The 18,203-nt window shown below is 53.1% G+C and carries 15 protein-coding genes; 9 read left to right on the top strand and 6 right to left on the bottom strand.

The features are described 5' to 3' along the window. The first annotated feature begins 53 nt into the window (after window positions 1-53). The 4 genes from hmgA (at window position 54) to B6A39_RS17290 (ending at window position 4,406) form a co-directional block, all read left to right on the top strand. A complete protein-coding gene (hmgA, locus tag B6A39_RS17275; RefSeq protein WP_083007546.1) occupies window positions 54-1,361 on the top strand; it encodes a homogentisate 1,2-dioxygenase in 1,308 nt (435 codons plus the stop codon). A gap of 36 nt (window positions 1,362-1,397) precedes the next feature. Beyond that, window positions 1,398-2,417: a fumarylacetoacetate hydrolase family protein gene (locus B6A39_RS17280; RefSeq protein WP_083007547.1), complete on the top strand. Its 1,020-nt coding sequence runs from the start codon at window positions 1,398-1,400 to the stop codon at window positions 2,415-2,417. Between the two features lie 37 nt (window positions 2,418-2,454). Then, window positions 2,455-3,099 (top strand): maleylacetoacetate isomerase, encoded by a 645-nt coding sequence (maiA, locus tag B6A39_RS17285; RefSeq protein ID WP_083007548.1) that lies wholly within the window; start codon window positions 2,455-2,457, stop codon window positions 3,097-3,099. Window positions 3,100-3,215: 116 nt separating this feature from the next. Further along, the gene (locus tag B6A39_RS17290) at window positions 3,216-4,406 is read left to right on the top strand and encodes a multidrug effflux MFS transporter (RefSeq protein ID WP_083007549.1); all 1,191 of its coding nucleotides are present in this window, start codon (window positions 3,216-3,218) and stop codon (window positions 4,404-4,406) included. A gap of 70 nt (window positions 4,407-4,476) precedes the next feature. Here the strand turns inward: B6A39_RS17290 and B6A39_RS17295 are convergent, their stop codons facing one another. Next, window positions 4,477-8,022: an indolepyruvate ferredoxin oxidoreductase family protein gene (locus B6A39_RS17295; RefSeq protein WP_083007550.1), complete on the bottom strand. Its 3,546-nt coding sequence runs from the start codon at window positions 8,020-8,022 to the stop codon at window positions 4,477-4,479. A 177-nt stretch (window positions 8,023-8,199) separates the two neighbouring features. Here B6A39_RS17295 and B6A39_RS17300 point away from each other — a divergent pair, with 177 nt between their 5' ends. Continuing rightward, complete coding sequence (locus B6A39_RS17300; RefSeq protein ID WP_008957187.1) at window positions 8,200-8,682, top strand: Lrp/AsnC family transcriptional regulator; 483 nt, start codon at window positions 8,200-8,202, stop codon at window positions 8,680-8,682. 143 nt (window positions 8,683-8,825) lie between these two features. Here the strand turns inward: B6A39_RS17300 and B6A39_RS17305 are convergent, their stop codons facing one another. After that, window positions 8,826-9,062, bottom strand: coding sequence for a hypothetical protein (locus tag B6A39_RS17305; RefSeq protein ID WP_232318734.1), 237 nt, complete (start codon window positions 9,060-9,062; stop codon window positions 8,826-8,828). Then, window positions 9,059-10,747 carry an FAD-dependent monooxygenase gene (locus tag B6A39_RS17310; RefSeq protein WP_083007552.1) on the bottom strand — a complete coding sequence of 563 codons (1,689 nt, stop codon included), beginning with the start codon at window positions 10,745-10,747 and terminating at the stop codon, window positions 9,059-9,061. The genes B6A39_RS17305 and B6A39_RS17310 overlap by 4 nt, the downstream gene beginning before the upstream one ends. Before the next feature lie 172 nt (window positions 10,748-10,919). Here B6A39_RS17310 and B6A39_RS17315 point away from each other — a divergent pair, with 172 nt between their 5' ends. Further along, complete coding sequence (locus tag B6A39_RS17315; protein WP_083007553.1) at window positions 10,920-11,705, top strand: helix-turn-helix transcriptional regulator; 786 nt, start codon at window positions 10,920-10,922, stop codon at window positions 11,703-11,705. Window positions 11,706-11,860: 155 nt separating this feature from the next. Then, the gene (locus B6A39_RS17320; RefSeq protein WP_083007554.1) at window positions 11,861-12,307 is read left to right on the top strand and encodes a DUF6455 family protein; all 447 of its coding nucleotides are present in this window, start codon (window positions 11,861-11,863) and stop codon (window positions 12,305-12,307) included. Between the two features lie 43 nt (window positions 12,308-12,350). Here B6A39_RS17320 and B6A39_RS17325 read toward each other — a convergent pair whose 3' ends face one another. The 3 genes from B6A39_RS17325 to B6A39_RS17335 all read right to left on the bottom strand — a co-directional run bounded on the left by B6A39_RS17325 (window position 12,351) and on the right by B6A39_RS17335 (window position 16,313). After that, a complete protein-coding gene (locus B6A39_RS17325) occupies window positions 12,351-13,811 on the bottom strand; it encodes a sodium-dependent transporter (protein WP_083007555.1) in 1,461 nt (486 codons plus the stop codon). 379 nt (window positions 13,812-14,190) lie between these two features. After that, window positions 14,191-15,753: a sigma-54-dependent transcriptional regulator gene (locus B6A39_RS17330; RefSeq protein WP_083007556.1), complete on the bottom strand. Its 1,563-nt coding sequence runs from the start codon at window positions 15,751-15,753 to the stop codon at window positions 14,191-14,193. A gap of 83 nt (window positions 15,754-15,836) precedes the next feature. After that, window positions 15,837-16,313 carry an Lrp/AsnC family transcriptional regulator gene (locus B6A39_RS17335; RefSeq protein WP_083007557.1) on the bottom strand — a complete coding sequence of 159 codons (477 nt, stop codon included), beginning with the start codon at window positions 16,311-16,313 and terminating at the stop codon, window positions 15,837-15,839. Between the two features lie 151 nt (window positions 16,314-16,464). Between B6A39_RS17335 and hppD the strand changes: the two genes are divergently transcribed. After that, window positions 16,465-17,571, top strand: coding sequence for a 4-hydroxyphenylpyruvate dioxygenase (gene hppD / locus B6A39_RS17340; protein WP_083007558.1), 1,107 nt, complete (start codon window positions 16,465-16,467; stop codon window positions 17,569-17,571). A gap of 46 nt (window positions 17,572-17,617) precedes the next feature. Next, a complete protein-coding gene (locus B6A39_RS17345) occupies window positions 17,618-17,983 on the top strand; it encodes a Rieske (2Fe-2S) protein (RefSeq protein ID WP_083007559.1) in 366 nt (121 codons plus the stop codon). Window positions 17,984-18,203 lie beyond the last annotated feature (220 nt).

Genomic DNA, 18,203 nt, shown 5'->3' on the forward strand with positions numbered 1-18,203 from the left:
TTAACAAAATATAGATTTAACAAAATAACGTTCAAATAAAGCAGGCCTTAACAATGACTGAACAATTGAAATATCAAAATGGCTTTCATAACCACTTTTCAAGCGAAGCGCTGCCGGGTGCACTGCCGATTGGGCAAAACTCACCGCAAAAGTGCGCTTACGGTTTATACGCAGAACAACTCACTGGTTCCGCTTTCACTGCGCCCCGGCATCAAAACTTTCGTAGCTGGCTTTACCGCATTCGCCCTTCAGTTGTTCAGAGCGCGTATCAGCCACTGGAAAATAACAACGTACACACAGCCCCGTTAGAGAAGCCTGCGGCGGACCCCAACCAAATGCGCTGGGACCCGGTTGCGATACCGGATGCACCGACTGACTTTATCGATGGCCTGTTTACCATTGCGGTAAACGGAGATGCGGCCACCCAGGCTGGTGTGGGCGTGCATGTTTATACGTTCAATGAAGACATGACCGAACGTTTTTTCTACAACGCGGATGGCGAACTGCTCTTCGTTCCGCAAATGGGCGCTATTCGTTTACGCACCGAGTTTGGTGAACTCGAGATCGATAACGGTGAGATTGCCGTTATTCCTCGCGGTGTGAAATTTCAAGTGCGTAAAGCGCAGGGTGTTGACGCTGCACGGGGGTATATTTGCGAGAACTACGGCAGTCCTTTAGAGCTACCCGGCCTCGGCCCCATCGGGGCCAACGGCTTAGCCAACCCGCGTGACTTCCAAAGCCCCGTGGCAGCCTATGAAGACCTGGAAGGTGATTACCGTTTAGTCGCTAAGTTCTCTGGCCGTTTCTGGGAAACTAAACTAAACCATTCGCCGTTAGATGTGGTGGCGTGGCACGGCAACTGCGCGCCGTATAAATATAATCTCGCTAATTTTAACACCATCAATACGGTGAGCTTCGATCATCCAGATCCGTCAATCTTCACCGTATTAACGTCCCCCTCCGATACGCCGGGAATGGCCAATCTTGATTTTGTGATCTTCCCGCCGCGCTGGATGGTTGCCGAGAACACCTTCAGGCCGCCATGGTTCCATCGCAACCTGATGAGCGAGTTTATGGGGCTTATTCATGGCGAATACGATGCGAAAGCGGAAGGCTTCACTCCAGGTGGTGCCAGCCTGCACAATTCAATGTCACCACACGGCCCGGATGCTGAGACATTTGAGAAAGCTTCCAACGCTGAGCTGAAGCCACAGTTCCTGGGGGATACCCTGGCCTTCATGTTTGAAAGCCGCTACTTCTTCCACCCAACCCCTGCGGCTCTGGATGCTGACTTCCGCCAACGTGACTATGTGGATGTTTGGTCAACGCTGCGTTCGCACTTCAACCCAAACCAGCCCTGAAACTTATCGCCCCCTGACGACAAGGATTGAATGACCATGAAACTTGCAACACTTAACAAAGGCCGCGACGGCGAACTTATCATCGTCTCCCGTGACCTCTCCCGCGCGGTGAGCGCTGTTGATATTGCTCCCACGCTTCAGGCGGCCCTTGAAAGTTGGGAAGCCGTTAGCTCGCAGCTCGAAGAACGCTATGCACAACTGAACGGTGGCGATGCCGACGGTGCTTTTGAGCTTGACCAGCGTGCCCTGCACTCTCCTTTACCACGTGCCTATCAGTGGGCCGACGGCTCCGCCTATCTGAACCATGTCCAGCTGGTGCGTCAGGCACGCAATGCCGAGATGCCCGAAACCTTCTGGACCGATCCGCTTATGTACCAGGGCGGTAGCGACTGCTTCCTGGCCCCCACCGAAGATATTGAGGCGGTGAGTGAAGAGCATGGTATCGACTTTGAAGGTGAGATTGCGGTCATTACGGATGACGTGCCGATGGCAGTCACTCCCGAGGAAGCCGCTAAACACATTAAGTTAGTGATGCTGGTCAATGATGTCAGCCTGCGTGGCCTCATTCCGGGTGAACTCGCGAAGGGCTTCGGCTTTTTCCAAGCTAAGCCCGCCTCTTCTTTTTCGCCCATCGCGGTGACCCCAGATGAGCTGGGCGATGCTTGGCAGGATGGCAAAGTACACCTGCCGCTGACCGTGCACCTGAATGACGAGAAGTTTGGCGAGCCAGAAGCCGGGCCGGATATGATTTTCAGCTTCCCTCAGCTGGTTGCCCATGCCGCCAAGACTCGTTATCTCGGCGCGGGCGCTGTGATTGGCTCGGGCACGGTTTCCAACCCAGACCCTGACGGCGGCCCTGGAAAGCCGGTGGCTGATGGTGGCGTAGGCTATAGCTGCTTGGCCGAAGTGCGTATGGTCGAGCAGATACTGTACGGCCAGGTGAAAACTCCCTTTATGCGCTTTGGCGACCGGGTACGCATCGAGATGTTTGACCGCGATGGCAACAACCTATTTGGTACCATCGATCAGCAAGTCGTAAAGTACCAGCCCAAATAAAAAAGCAATATGAGAAAGACAACATAAGGAAGGCAACATGACGACGCTCTACGGCTATTTCCGCTCGTCGGCTGCTTACCGGGTGCGGATCGCCTTAAACCTGAAAGGCTTGGACTACGATCAGGTTCCGGTCAATCTGGTGAAAGGCGAGCAGCGTGGTGGCGAGCATCTGGCGCGGAACCCTCAGGGGATGGTGCCTAGCCTGGTACTGGACGATAGCTCAGTAGTTAACCAGTCGCTGGCGATCTGCGAGTATCTCGATGAGGTACACCCCGAGCCCGCGCTGCTACCGGTTGATGCGTTAGCGCGCGCAAGAGTTCGTGCGCTTGCGCAGTCGGTGGCTTGCGAGATTCACCCACTCAATAACCTGCGGGTACTCAAGTATCTCGTCAGGGAGCTGGGGGTGGATGAGGCGGCGAAGTTGGCGTGGTATCGCCATTGGATTACCGAGGGCTTCGCAGCCCTGGAAGCGACGCTCTCTACTGACCCCAGCAGCGGCGACTTTTGCCATGGCGACACCCCAACGCTTGCGGATATCTGTCTGATTCCCCAGGTGTATAACGCAGAACGCTTCGAGTGCGATTTGTCAGCCTACCCGACGATCCAACGCATCGCTGCCAATTGTCGTTCGCTGCCAGCCTTCGAAAAAGCGGCACCCGAGGTGCAGCCTGACGCCAGCTAAATCAAGCAAAAACACGCTATACTAAGCAGGCTAACATAAGCGGGCGTCTTTCCATTCGGGAAGGCGCCCGCCTCGTGTCCGAAGGGGCATCACGTCCAACCATAAGGAGTTAAGGGGTGCTAAAGCTGCCCTCTACCGCCACCGTCATGGCCCTGGCCGCGGTGACTGCGCTCGGTCCGCTAGCGACGGATATGTACTTGCCAGCCATGCCCGCCATGACAGAAGCGCTGAATACTGGCCCAGACCGAATACAGCTGACCCTTAGCCTCTATATGGCTGGATTCGCTCTGGCCCAACTATTGTGCGGGCCAATCTCTGATCGCTTTGGCCGCCGACCGGTGATGATCGCAGGTTTATCGCTGTTTCTCGCTGCGAGCCTACTGTGTGCCTGGGCGCCTAGCGTCGAGTGGTTGCTGATAGGTCGCTTTCTACAAGCCTTCGGCGGTGCTGCTGGGCCGGTATTAGCACGGGCATCGGTGCGTGATATTCATGGCCCTATCGAGGCTGGGCGCATTCTCTCCTATATGGCAAGCACGATGGCCCTCGCCCCTGCTCTGGCCCCTGTGGTGGGCGCAGGGTTACTGCTGTTTTTTGGCTGGGAATCGGTGTTCGTGGTGCTGGCGCTCTACGCGGCAGTGATGCTGGCGGTGCTCATTTTCATGCTGCCCGAACCCCTGGCGATAGAGCAGAGGCAGTCGATCCATCCAAGAACAATAATGGCAAACTTTCGCCTACTGCTAAGCCAACGCGCCTTTCTTGGCTACACCTTGGTGAATGCGGCCGCTTTTTCCGGGCTGTTCGCGTACCTTTCTGGCTCATCCTTTGTGCTCATCGAGTACATGGGCGTCGCTCCTACGTTGTATGGCGTGCTGTTTACGCTGATTGTCGCGGGCTTCTTCGTCGGCACTCTGGTCAGCGGCCGCTATAGCCACCGCTTGGGTCGTGATCGCCTTATCACTCAGGGAACAGTGGTCTGTGCAACGGGAGGCATCGTCATGGCGGGTTTGGCTGCCGTTGGCGTTCATCATCCGTGGGCGGTAGTGGGGCCGCATATGGTGTTCATGCTGGGAGTAGGCATTTTGATGCCGCAAACAATGGCTGGTGCACTGGCGCCCAACCCTCAGTGTGCAGGCGCGGCGTCTTCTTTATTTGGTTTCTTGCAAATGACGATTGCCGCTGTGGTAGGCGGATTAGTCGGGCAATTCCACGACGGCAGCTCGCGCACCATGGCCTTGACGATCGGGCTGATGGGGCTACTCGCCTTGCTAAGCCACTGGCTGCTGGTACGCCGCCGAAAAGAGACGTAGCTGAATCAACTGTATCTACCTAGCAAAAGGCCACGCATTGCGTGGCCTTTTTTACCTATATTGAGTTGCCTTAAGCAGCTTCGACAGCGATGGTCTTCGAGCGACCTTCACGTAGTTCCTTCAACAACGTCTCACGGCGCTCGTTGGCTTTCTCAGCGGCAGTTTCGCGGACTGGCCCGAAACCACGAATCTCTTCCGGCAGCTTAGCAAGCGCTAAGGCCGTGGCGTGATTCGTGCCATCAAGACGGGCCACTAACTCATCAATCAACTGCTCATAGTCAGCCAATAAAGCGCGGTCGAGCTTCCTGTCAGCGCTGAAGCGGAAAGGGTCAAGCGCGGTATTGCGCAAACCGCGCATCTTGGCCAACGCACCCATTGCCTTCAGCACCCAGGGGCCAAAACGGCGCTTCACCGGACGCCCTTGCGCATCTTTACGACCACCCAGCAGCGGCGGTGCTAAATGGAAGGTTAGCTGGTAATCACCTGAGAACGTCGCTTTGACCTCATCCAGAAAATCGCTCTGGGTGTAAAGGCGCGCCACTTCATACTCATCTTTATACGCCATTAAACGATAGAGCTGATGGGCGACGGCTTCACTCAATGATTGGCCACCTTTTAGCGCGGCTTCTGCTTCACGCACTTTCGTTACCTGAGTAACGTAACGCTCAGCCCAGGCACGGTTCTGATAGCGCTCCAGGTGGCGACTATTACGTGCAACCACGTCGTCCAGTGTGGCATTCGCGGACAGTGGCATCGTGTCCAAATGCTGCTGAAGGTAGTCGGGCTCCACTGCTGCCAAGCGGCCCCAGGCAAATGCCTGACGGTTCTTCTCCACGGCGACGCCATTAAGCTCCAGAGCACGCTGCAGTGCAGGTTCAGAAAGCGGCACCAGCCCCTGCTGCCAGGCAAATCCAAGCATCATCATATTAGAAAATACCGTATCGCCCAGCAGCTGTTCGGCTAGGCGATTGGCATCCAGAGAAGCAAAGCGTTCATCTCCTACCGCTTCACGCAACATGTTAAGGCGCTTGCTGGGCTGCATATCAGCATCGCGATAAAGGACATAATCCGCCGTGGCTAGCTCGGCCAGATTCGCCACAATACGCGTGGTCGGCTGCAGCACATTCAGCGCTTTCTGCGAACTCGCCACAACCATATCGCAAGCGATCATCGCATCGGCCTGACCGGCTTCGATACGTACCTGATTCAGCTCACTGGGCTGGGATGCCAGACGCACATAACTAAGGACTGCCCCGCCTTTTTGCGCAAACCCCATAAAGTCGAGCACGCTGCTGCCCTTGCCTTCCAGGTGAGCTGCCATGGTGATCAGCTGGCCGACAGTCACCACGCCCGTGCCACCAACGCCCCCCACCAGCAAGTCATAAGGGGCCGTCAAAGTGGCAATGGCAGGGTTAGGCAAATGCGCTATACGTTGCCAAAAGGCGTTATCGGCCGTGACGCCCTGGCCTTTACGCAGCCCGCCACCTTCAACAGTGACAAAACTGGGGCAAAAACCACCGACGCAGGACATATCCTTGTTGCAGGACGACTGATCGATTTTGCGCTTGCGACCTAGTTCGGTCTCGCGAGGCACCACCGATAAACAGTTGGACTGTACGGAACAATCACCACAGCCTTCACAAACATGATGGTTAATGAACACTCGGCGGGCTGGGTCTTCCATCAAACCACGCTTGCGCCGACGACGCTTCTCAGCCGCGCATGCTTGGTCATAAATCAATACGGTGCAGCCAGGAATTTCGCGCAGTTCACGCTGCAACGTGTCCATTTCTTCGCGGCCGTGAAAGGTAACGCCCTTGGGGAATTCCTTTTCATGCCCCCGGTATTTCTCCGGTTCGTCACTGACCACCATGACTCGGCGAACGCCTTCATCCAGCGATTGCCGAGCAATCATGGGCACGTTGATTTGCCCATCCACAGGTTGGCCGCCCGTCATGGCGACTGCGTCGTTGAATAAAATTTTGTAGGTAATATTGACGTTGGCAGCCACTGCTTGGCGCACCGCCATTGAGCCCGAGTGAAACCAGGTGCCTTCGCCTAAGTTCTGGAAAATATGACCGTTGCCGGTAAAGCGGCTCTTGCCCACCCAGTTAACACCTTCGCCACCCATCTGAATTAACGATTCGGTGCTGCGGTCCATCCACGACGCCATAAAATGACAGCCGATCCCCGCCAGGGCTTTACTGCCTTCCGGCACCTTGGTCGAGCTGTTGTGTGGGCAACCAGAGCAGAAATACGGCATGCGGCGTACACCACCAAGCTCTTTAACGCCGGCGCGGCAAGCATCAACGGTTGCCAGCTTGTCGCTAAAATCAATGTTGAAAAAGCGCGCTAAACGCTCGGCGACAAAGCCTGCCAAGAGGCGCGGGCCCAGCTCTCCAACAAAGGGAATCAGCGGTTTGCCAGTTTCATCCTGCTTGCCGGTAACGATGACCTCGCCTGGATGGTCGGGTTCCGACATGTACTCCTTCAACTGGCTTTCAATAATGCCGCGCTTCTCTTCAATGACCAGCACTTCGCGCTTGCCATGAATAAACTCAAGAATGCCGGGGCGATGGAGCGGCCACACCATCCCGACCTTGTATATTTCTACCCCCAATTCACGCAGCTTCGCTTCATCCAGCCCCAATAAACGCAGCGCCTCAAGTAAATCCAGGTGGCCCTTGCCTGTGGTAACCAGCCCAAATGTCGCCTGTTCTTGGCGAAATAAGTACTGATCAATCGGGTTGGCCGTGGCAAACGCCTGAACGGCGGCCAGCTTGTGCTCAAGACGGGTCTCAAGCTGCGGCCCCGGCAAGTCAGGCCAGCGATAGTGCAGCCCTCCTTCCGGCGTATCGAAAGCTGGCGTTACATACTCAGGCAAAGGTGGCACCTCCACCGACGCGCCGCTCTCTACGGTTTCAGAAACGGCTTTGAAACCCACCCAGCAACCCGAGAAGCGTGACAGTGCATAGCCCCACAGCCCAAAGCGCTCATATTCCGCCAACGATGCGGGGCTTACGACCGGCATAAACCACGCCATAAAGGCGACATCCGACTGGTGTGGCATTGAGGATGACACACATCCATGGTCATCACCCGCGACCACCAGCACACCACCCGTCGGCGAGCTACCGTAGGCATTACCGTGCTTTAACGCATCGCCCGCGCGATCAACGCCTGGCCCTTTGCCGTACCACATGCCAAACACGCCATCTACTTGCTTATCGGGGTCTGTCTCCACCTGCTGGCAACCAAGCATCATGGTGGCAGCCAAGTCTTCGTTGATCGCAGGGACAAAATCGATGTGATGCGCTTCCATAGCGGCTTTCGCCCGCCAAATCTCTTGGTCCACACCGCCCAAGGGCGAACCACGATAGCCACTGATAAGCCCTGCCGTGTGGCGGCCATTGTGGCGATCAAGCTCCGCTTGGCGTAAGGCGATGCGCACCAATGCCTGGGTGCCCGTTAGAAAGACACGGCCTTCACCGCGGGTATAGCGATCAGCGAGCTGATAGTCATCAAGAAGATTGTCATTGAGAGAATTGTCATCGAGTGCATTATCGAGAGGCGGGGTAATAGAACCCGCCTGCTCAGCAATTGAGGGGGTTGTCATGAGAGTTCACCAGTACGGTTGAAGAGTTATGGTTGTAATACGCTTGAGTCTAGCCAAGAGCGCACTAAAGGTGCTTGCTAATTCACTCTTCAAACATCTGGTTATTAATCATTACTTTCATTTTTTTAGTTTTGACGCAATGATGTTCAACAAACCACAAATAAATGAAATGACACGATGAAAGAAGTAACCAAAGAAATCACCTTAGACAGGCATGATCAGCGCATTCTTACCCTGCTTCAGCAACAGGGTCGCATTACCAATAATGAGCTTGCCGAACAGATCGGGCTTTCCCCCGCCGCCTGCTGGCGACGCGTAAAGGCCTTGGAAGAGAGTGGCGTTATTCGCCGCTTTGCAGCGTTGGTGGAGCCCAGCCTAGTGGGCCAGCCACTGTCGGCACTGGTCATGGTGACGTTGGTTCGCCACCACATCGACAATACCGTCGAGTTCGAAAATCGCATTCTGCAATATCCAGAAGTGCTGCAGTGCTATGCCACCACCGGCAACGCCGATTTCGTATTGCGGGTAGTGATCGAAGACATGGCGGCTTATGACCGTTTTCTGAATGAAAAACTCTTCACCTTGGATGGTATTTCCCAGGTTAGCTCTAATTTCGTGCTACGTAATATTAAAGAAGAGACCGCTATCCCGATTCGTTGAAACCAGACGCGCACCGTAGCGTTGACATAATAGCGATAGCTAAGCCATTCCAGGTTAAAGAGGGGAAGGACTTTCTCCTCTTAACATCCCCCCTTATTTATATCCCCCTTTATATCCCTTTCTTAACTCGCCTGTGCTTGCCTTTAACTGCCCTCTTCATCCATTTGAATACCCTCGCGTGCCTCATTCATCGCTGCTATTACCTGGTTGATATCGGGTATCCGGTGGGCCAGTGCCAGTGCCAGCTGGGCAAGCAATCGTGTGTGCTGCGCCTCAGGCACCGAATCTAGCGTGACAGCCAGCTGTTCATAAACCTGTTCAAGGTCGGCAAACGGCAAAGCCGCTTGTGAAGAGGCTGTTGATGTCGATATCGCTGTCATGAGCATTCTTCTCCCAGTGCTGTCTTGAAGGCGGTGCTAAGGGAAGCAGCGTTAAGTGCTTTCCAGCGGGCAGTAATATGACGGTCAGGTCGTACTAAGTAAGCGCTTCCAGCACTGGCATCATAACCATCAAAGCAAGCACCCTGGTGATCAATCAATGTAGTAAAAAACGCCGGGCTGGCATGACGGGCAATCACCAACACATCCAGACTGCTGTAGTGTTTCTGAAGGTCAACTAAGGCGGCCTGTAGTTCAGGCGTGACGCCACCATCCTCACTAAACACCAGCAGGTTAAACCCCGTTCCCAAGTGGTCGAGCAAGAAGTTGTTTTCGCCTAATCGGCGATTGATTAACGGTGCGCCAGGTATCGGGCCTGCGCTAAACCCCTTGTCATCCTCTGCCGTCACTGAGCTTTCAGCATAGGTGTAGGGAGTGACCTGCCGTGGGTCGGCAAAACGACTTGCGTAGTCGTTACGTAGAGCCAACGATAACGCGGCATCTCGCATCAATCGATACCCCTGACTGGGAGGGGTCATAAAGCGGGTGCTCTTACCGGCATTCGCGAAGACCTCTAATGTGGCACCACGCCGCTCTGGACTATAGCTCTCCAACAGTTTCTCGGAAGCCTCGCCTTTGAGCACCCAGGCTAGCTTCCAGGCGGCGTTAACCGCATCGGCCAGCCCGTTGTTAAGCCCACGCACACCAAAAATAGGGACTAAATGGGCGCTGTCGCCAATAAACAGCACACGACCATGGCGATAATCGTCGAGGGCCAGCGTGTAGGCTTTGTAAAGGCTCCACCACTCAAGCTCCCACTCCCCCTCTTCGCCTAGCATCTCAATGATCATACCAACGCGTTCGCGAATAGCGCTCTCGGTAACGGCTTGATCCGGGTTTTCACCGGGCAACAGTTGATAGTCGATGCGCCAGATATCATCAGGCTGTTTATGCACCAGCAGAGTAGATTCAGGCATTACCGAAGGACTAAAAAAAGCCCTGCGCTCAGTTGGAAAGTCAGATTTCATGCGTACATCAGCAATCACATAGCGCCCTTCATAGGACTCACCGTGCAAGGGCAGGTCAAACGACTTGCGCACAACACTACGCCCACCATCCGCCGCAAGCAGATAGTCGGCTTCTAAGTGATATTCGCCCTCTGGGGTAGTCACACGCAGTGTTACGCCGGTATCACTTTGCGTGACATCGCTAACGGCCTGCTGCCAGCGCATTTCAATTAACGGACTTTCCATCGCCTTGTCGACCAGAAACTGCTCAATATACTGCTGTTGCAAGTTATACATTGGCAGAAAGCGCTCGTGCTCTGAGTGTGGCATCTCAAAACGATAGACTTCCTGATCATGGAAATAGGAGCGCCCTCGCGTCCAGCCAAGCGCTTTGTCGATAAATTGCTGCTCGACGCCTAATTGTTGGAGTATTTCCAAGCTATGACGGGAAAGACAGATCGCCCTGGAACCGTCATTGAGCGTCGCCTTATCATCAAGCAGTACAGACTGAACACCTTGACGCGCGAGTTCCAGCGCGGCGGCGACGCCAACGGGCCCTGCCCCCACAATGGCAACCCGGTGCTGCTTTCTCTCACCTTTCAATTCACCGGGACATACAAAGGGAAAATGCGGATAATCAAAATACAACGAGTCAAGCTCACCCTTGCCTGCTGGTCGCATGACATACTCCTATTACTGTTATTTTTAAAATTGGTGTTTTACGGAGGGCATATGGGCCGTATAGAGCGCTAGCCTACACTGAAGGTTTCGGGGGGGTTGTCCCGTAAAAAACGGGACATGACTGCCTTTAGCCACCAGCAGCTTTAGCTCATCTCGTGATGGCGGGGGACATATGAAAGAAACGACTAACACCCAGCTAATCGAACTGGGAAACCTTCTGCCAAGTGTGGCGACCTGCATTGAGGCCGTGGAAAGGGACAACTTCGAAAGCCAACTGCTCGCGTTACTGCATCAAGCCGTTGGTATCGAACAATGTATGATTTTTGGCTACTCGACGAGCGGTGAGATCGATTGTTTACTGGCCGCCAATCATCAGCTTCCACGCGTTGCTGATCGTCTGGCTCACATCTACGTAAGTGGCCTGTTCCGGCAGGATCCGAATTACCTGCAACTAAGCCAACTGGCAGGCCAGCCGGAAAATACATCTACCGACGCCTTGACCACCATGCAGGTTGAGGCAATGTCACCGGCATATCGTAGTCATCTATTTGCGTTTCCAGATCTTGTTGACAAGGTATCACTCAACATTGCCGCCAAAGAGGGCGCTTATTATCTTAATCTTTATCGAGGTACACGGAGAGGCCCCTTCACCTCAGCTAATCTGGATTGCTTAAATAGCTTAGCCCCGCTGTTGACCAGTTTAATTCGCCGCCATTACAGCAATGCCCCTGCCAGGCCCGAGCGGCTTAGTTCTTGCGAGGCTGCCGCGCTGGCCCCGCTATCCGAACGCGAGCGTCAGCTGTGCCTCTATCTACTACGTGGCCACACGCTCAAAACAGCGGCGGCCAAACTCGATATCGCTTTTTCAACCACTGAAACCTACCGCAAGCGTGCCTACGCCAAGCTCGGCGTAGCATCTAAGGCAGGCTTAGTCGCACTTTGCAAAGCGGGTACCTAGAATAAGATCTTCATAACGCTGTCATCGTCACTTGGTAGCAACCACGGCCCCGCCTTTTTGTTTCACTTGAAACCAACTTGATCCGCGTCAAGATAGTTTATCTCTCGTCGGTTGATACTGATGTCATCATCAAGAACCGCCGAGGGAGATTGACCATGGATACTGCTCAGCACACAGATACCACCTCTTGGTGGGGACGCCTCACAGAGCGCTGCTATACATCATCAACCACGACGTTAGCCCGCAACATAAAGCAGGAAGCAGGGGCTAGCTATGATGCACTTATCAATGATCTGGAAAGACCGCTAGAGCCACGCTTTGAGCAGGCAGTGGCAAGGCAGCTAGCCGCAGGCCAACCCGCCCATTTCAGACCAGCCAAAACCTTAATGCCTGTCATGATGCAGCGCTTCGGTCTTAAAGAAAGTGAGCTTCATGGAAATGGTCTGATGAATCATGCCGACTATGTTGCACTGCGTGACACCTGCAACGCCTGTGCCGCCGTTAGCGATTGCTGGAAAGCAATGCGAGCAAATGCAGAGCTAGATGAGTGCCGTCACCTATGCCCCAACGCAACTGCCTTTGATGCCTTAGCGGCACGTTAACGCAAAGCGCTCCCTCGATAGTCGATGGGAGCGCTTTAATGTCTTACGAGGCCTGATGACGCAGTCGTGGGCTAGCCAATTCTCCCACTACGGTAATAACCACCAGCAGCGCTAGCAGCCACGGCCACTGAGTGCCTACCTGGAGGGTGGCGAGGCCCAGCGCATCGATGAAGATTAATACGATGCCTAACGGGCTGACATAACGCACCATAAACAGCCACAGCATGTGCTGGGTGTGGGAGAGTCCTAGTTCTTCCCTGAATAGCTCAGTACGCAGCAGGAAGCCAGCCATCAGTGCCATACCTAAGCCGCCCAACGGCATCATCCAACGGGAGGTCAGGTAATCCAGCCAATCGAAGAAAGTGCGGCCTGCTACCGTCCAATCCGCGCCCATGTTGAACGACAGCATAGCCAAGGTGCTCACCAACCACAGCACGATGCCCACACCCCAGGATGCCCGTTTACGCGTCATCCCTTTGCTTGCAACGAGCCAGGCCACGGTCGCTTCGATCATCGAAATTGACGACGTAAGCGCGGCCATCGACAACATCACGAAGAACAGGACGCCAAACAGCGTACCAAACGGCATTGCTTGGAAGGCCAAGGGCAAGCTCATAAAGATCAATCCTGGCCCTTGGCCGGGATTCATTCCGTTAGCGAAGATAATCGGGAAGATAGCCAAGCCAGCCATCAGCGCGACAACGGTATCAGCAATAGCCACACTGAATGTCGTGCGCGCAATAGAGTGACCTTCTGGCAGATAAGAGCCATAGGTAAGAATGGCACCAGACGCAAGCGACAAGGTAAAGAAAGCATGCCCCAGTGCCGCTAAGAGCCCTTCACTGCTTAACCCGTCGGTATTGAAAGAGAACAGAAAAGACCAAGCTTCGGCAAAGCCACCAGAGAAAGCACCGTAGCCAATCAGTATGCCCAGCATGATCACCATGCCCGGCATCATCCAGCTGACACTCCTTTCAATCCCTGCTTGTACGCCTTTACCAACGATTAACATGGTCAGCACCGTTACTAGCGTGCTCCAGGCGCCTAACGTGAAAGGGTTCGCATTATTAGCGGCGAAAATTGCCGCCATGTCATCGACGCTGTTGCCCGCCAGTCCGCCGCTCAGCATTTTCCACAGATAGGAAAATGACCAGCCAGCAACGACAACGTAGAACGACAGAATCATGAAACCACACAGCATGGCCATCCAACCGAAAATCGACCAGAAACTGCCACGTCCCGACTCGTGCACCACTCGACGGATAGCATCAATCGGGCTGCCCCTGCCACGTCGGCCAAAGCTTATTTCAGCCATCATGATAGGAACACCTACCGCCAATATGCAGGCCAGATAGACCAGCACAAAAGCGCCACCCCCGAACTCGCCAGTGATGTAAGGAAACTTCCAGATATTACCCAAGCCCACTGCAGAACCAGTGGCTGCCAGCACAAACCCCCAGCGGCCCAGCCACAGCGTTTTGGGGGGCGTATTTGTCGTTGTCATTGGGAAACCTTATAAATTTGTATTGTTTTTAGGCTATTTATTATGAGCAGCTAGAACAGCTACTTAAGAGCGATTAGCTGCCTATAAAAGCCAACCAACTGCGGTCAACCAGTCATAAAGAGCAATCTATAAAGAGTCTATGGAGATAGCCATAGAGCAGGAATGGGGTTAAATCGCATTCGGGAAGATGTTACCCGTAGAACCGGCGCGCAGCTGTAAACTAATCGTTACACTCAAAAGAAAATACCCAAGGGCGGGGTCTTACTGTTGTATTTTTCTGACAAACTGTAAACAAATCGTGACAGTTAATTCGCCTGTCGTAAGGACTTTTTTAAGAATTCTCTTAAGTAGTGTCTTGAATGTGGTTTCACGTACGGTTTCAAGTGCCGTCTTGAGCACCAATACCGTAACGTTTGAGTTTATTGGCGATGGTTGTGTGGGAAACACCCAACCGCTTTCCTAGCTGGCGGCTGGAGGGGTACTGCTGATACAGCGTACTCAAGATATTTCTTTCTACCTCGCCTAGCATGTCGCTCAAGCTTCCCTCTAAAGGAATACCCGCCAGCTCAGAAGACTCCTCGCTGTGAGGAAGGCGCAAATGCACCGGTTGAATGGCTTTCTCTTCACATAGCGACACCGCCTGGAACAACACATTTTCCAGCTGACGCACATTGCCCGGCCAGTCGTAGCGGGTGATCTTTTCCAACGCAGCAGGCGAAAGTTCAGGCAAAGGGCAACCTATCTGACGCGCTGCACGATCAAGCACATAAGCTGCCAACTCTTCGATGCCATCTAAACATTCGCGTAAGGGTGGGACCTGTAGCAACAGCACATTAAGCCGATGATAGAGATCCAGCCGAAACAACCCTTCACTACACAGCTGCGGCAGGTTCTGTTGAGTGGCACAGATTACCCGGACATCCAGGAAGGTTTCCTCGTCACTACCCACACGCCGGAAGCCGCCATCTTGAAGAAAACGCAACAGTTTCGTCTGCAACCGCGGGCTCATTTCACCCACTTCATCGAGAAAGACGGTGCCACCTTCGTTAAGCTCCAGAAGGCCAAGCTTGCCTTCTGGCCGAGCGCCCTCGAAGGCACCGGGTGCGTAACCGAAAAGCTCTGTCTCGGCCATTGATTCAGGCAGCCCGGCACAGTTAAGTACCACGAACGGCGCTTGCCCGCGGGGGCTTGCCAAATGACAGGCTCTGGCCACCAACTCTTTTCCAGTCCCCGTTTCCCCTGCAATCAGCAGCGGGGCATCCAGTGGTGCCATGCGCCGCGCCTCATTGATCACAGCTTCCAATCGCGAACTCGATTGAAAGATGGCCTCAAAGCCACGCAGTTCCTGGCGCTGCACTTGATAAATACGTGCACCAATACGGTCGGCACGGTGCAACGTCACCACCGCCCCGGCTAAAGAGTCTACCTTGGTATCTTCAGTGTGCAGTGGCGCGATATCGGCAAGATAAGTGTCGCCTTTCAGTTTGATTCGCAGCCCATTGATACGTGAGTTGTTGCGGCGAATCACATCGGGAAGGTCGACTTCGTCAAGGTAACGATCTAGCGAGAGCCCTGGCACTTCTTGAACGCGCACCCCCAGTACCTGAACGGCGATACGGTTGGCCGCTACAATCCGCCCCTGCATATCTATCGACATGACAGGGTCGGAAAGCGAGGACAACAACGCATCTAACTCCAAATGACGACGCTCGCTAGGCATCAAGCTCGCGCGTTTGACGCCAAAGACGCCTGGGATAGCTTCTAGTACCGGCTTAAGCGTACTCAACTGGGCATTAAGCAACTTTGGGACATGCAAATAGATGGTATTGCCCTGCTCGCCCCCGACTTCGCCCCGCGCGACATTTATGCGGTAGTCAGCAAACTGGGCCACTATATCGCGAAGAATGCCGATACGATTCTGGCAGTAAAATTTAAGACGCATAGATCCCTCACGGCATAAAAAAGCAGCTACCTAAGGAGCCTCTGGTAGGCGTTACCTGCAAAATCGGCGATTTCAGACTCAGCCTAGCCACCACCCACCGGCAGCCCCTGCTCTTCTTTCATACTACGCAGTATGATTTCAGAGCGAACCTGGGTGACATTAGGATGAGGTAATAAATGATGGTGAATAAAGTCTGAAAACTCGGTGAGATCCTTGGCGATAACGTGCAACACATAATCTGCATCCCCCGATACAGAATAGGCCTCACGCACCATGGCGTGCTTCGTCAGTAACGTCACAAAATCATCATCCATGCTTTCACCATGCGCTTTGAGATTAACGCGAGTGATCGCACGCAAGCCAAACCCTAGACTGGAGGCATCCAGCCTCGCCGAATACCCCTTAATCACCCCTTCGGCTTCTAACCGCGCTTTGCGCCGGGAGCATTGAGAGGGAGACAGACTAACGCGCTCTCCCAGCTCTGAGTTAGTGAGGGCCGAGTTCTTTTGTAACACTGATAAAATTGCAAGATCATATCGATCCAAAGAAATCCCGTGCATATAACACTCCAGTTGCGCACAAGCTGTGCGCTATTTGGCGTTATCTTAGGTTAGTTTGCAACCTAATTGCACCGCCTCTTCCCTATACTGAGTTTGTTCACTTACAAGACAATACTTGTCCACTTATAAGACAATAATAGGAGAGACAGCGATGGGCCCTTTTCCTCATGACGCGCCAAAAGTAACCATAAGCGATGCAAACCCAGCGGGCACCGATGGTTTTGAATTTGTTGAATTTGCCCATCCTGAGCCGGAAAAATTAGACAGCCTGTTTAGGCAAATGGGCTTCGTCCCCGTTGCAAAGCATCGTGACAAATCAATCACCGTTTATCGCCAGGGTGACATCAACTACCTGCTTAACAGCGAGCCTAACTCCCATGCGTCAGCGTTTATTGAAGCGCACGGCCCCTGTGCACCGGCAATGGCTTGGCGTGTTGTTGATGCTCAGCATGCCCTAAAACGTGCCGTTGCTTTAGGGGCTGAAGAGTTCACTGGCAATAAGTCCATCGATGCACCTGCCGTTATTGGCATTGGCGGTTCGCTGCTTTACTTTATTGATACGTATGGCGAAAAAGGCAGTTGCTACTCAAGCGAGTTTGAGTGGTTAGATGAGGAAGATCCTAAGCCTAAAGGGTTTGGTTTTTACTATCTTGATCACCTCACTCATAACGTTATTCGCGGCAATATGGACACGTGGTATAAGTTTTATCACGACACCTTTAACTTTCGTGAAATACGCTACTTCGATATCACCGGTAAAGTCACCGGTCTTACCAGCCGCGCATTAACCTCTCCCGATGGTAAAATTCGCATCCCGATTAACGAAAGTGCCGACGATCACAGTCAAATTGAAGAGTACTTGCGCGAGTATAACGGCGAAGGTATTCAGCATATCGCCATTGCAACGAACGATATTTATACCGGCACTGACTTAATCGCGGACGCGGGGCTTGAATTCATGCCTGGCCCGCCGAGCATCTATTATGAAAAATCACTTGAGCGCGTAAAAGATCACCAGGAGCCTCTCGATAAACTTCGTAACCGCGGCATTTTGATTGATGGCGAAGGTGTCGTGGGCGGTGGCGAAACCAGAATTTTGCTACAGATTTTCTCAAAAACAGTGATTGGCCCGATCTTCTTCGAGTTTATCCAGCGTAAAGGCGATGATGGGTTTGGAGAGGGCAATTTTAAAGCACTTTTCGAATCCATCGAAGAGGACCAAATTAACCGAGGCGTGTTGCAAAGTACTGCAGAATAGCAAAAACGCTAAATAACAAAATTAGCGCTGACGAAAAGGAAACACTGTGCAAGACGCTTGGCGTAATTATGCAAATGCCCCCCAAGAGGGGGCTATTGTTTGCCCTTCTCATCTTATAGAAGAAGGCAATGCACACTGCATAGAAGTTATTAGTAACGATGAATCTTTCCCCGTCATTTTAACGCGCATAAATGGTGTCATTTATTGCTACGTTAATGCCTGCCCCCACCAGTATTTACCATTAAACTACCGGTCAGACAGTATCATTTCGTCAGATAGAAGCCGTTTGCTATGCAGTGCCCATGGCGCAGCGTTTGATATTAAAACAGGCAACTGTTTAACGGGGGCTTTTGATATACTTGATGCAATACCGGTATTTGAAGATCTAGAAAGTAATGTATGCATTGGTTAAGCTGATATTAAATTAAACTCTTTTAAGAAACTTCTCCTCTTTCTAGCAATTATCAATTAACACCTACTCGCGATGACCAAGTAGGCGTCTTCTGACGCCTATAAATCGCGATACTCATTTGCCCTCCTTTTCCTCGTTAGACGCTGATGCCCGCCACCTTACAAAAAAATTGCCCCTGTCGGTTCAGAAAGCGACGGCTGATACGTCGTGTGTTATGAAC

This window comes from Halomonas sp. GT (genome assembly GCF_002082565.1).
In the GTDB taxonomy this organism is placed as follows: domain Bacteria; phylum Pseudomonadota; class Gammaproteobacteria; order Pseudomonadales; family Halomonadaceae; genus Vreelandella.

Coding starts and splice junctions, on each gene's coding strand:
- hmgA (WP_083007546.1), top strand. CDS start 54: ATGACTGAACAATTGAAATATCAAAATGGCTTTCATAACCACTTTTCA.
- B6A39_RS17280 (WP_083007547.1), top strand. CDS start 1,398: ATGAAACTTGCAACACTTAACAAAGGCCGCGACGGCGAACTTATCATC.
- maiA (WP_083007548.1), top strand. CDS start 2,455: ATGACGACGCTCTACGGCTATTTCCGCTCGTCGGCTGCTTACCGGGTG.
- B6A39_RS17295 (WP_083007550.1), bottom strand. CDS start 8,022: ATGACAACCCCCTCAATTGCTGAGCAGGCGGGTTCTATTACCCCGCCT.
- B6A39_RS17300 (WP_008957187.1), top strand. CDS start 8,200: ATGAAAGAAGTAACCAAAGAAATCACCTTAGACAGGCATGATCAGCGC.
- B6A39_RS17305 (WP_232318734.1), bottom strand. CDS start 9,062: ATGACAGCGATATCGACATCAACAGCCTCTTCACAAGCGGCTTTGCCG.
- B6A39_RS17310 (WP_083007552.1), bottom strand. CDS start 10,747: ATGCGACCAGCAGGCAAGGGTGAGCTTGACTCGTTGTATTTTGATTAT.
- B6A39_RS17315 (WP_083007553.1), top strand. CDS start 10,920: ATGAAAGAAACGACTAACACCCAGCTAATCGAACTGGGAAACCTTCTG.
- B6A39_RS17320 (WP_083007554.1), top strand. CDS start 11,861: ATGGATACTGCTCAGCACACAGATACCACCTCTTGGTGGGGACGCCTC.
- B6A39_RS17325 (WP_083007555.1), bottom strand. CDS start 13,811: ATGACAACGACAAATACGCCCCCCAAAACGCTGTGGCTGGGCCGCTGG.
- B6A39_RS17330 (WP_083007556.1), bottom strand. CDS start 15,753: ATGCGTCTTAAATTTTACTGCCAGAATCGTATCGGCATTCTTCGCGAT.
- B6A39_RS17335 (WP_083007557.1), bottom strand. CDS start 16,313: ATGCACGGGATTTCTTTGGATCGATATGATCTTGCAATTTTATCAGTG.
- hppD (WP_083007558.1), top strand. CDS start 16,465: ATGGGCCCTTTTCCTCATGACGCGCCAAAAGTAACCATAAGCGATGCA.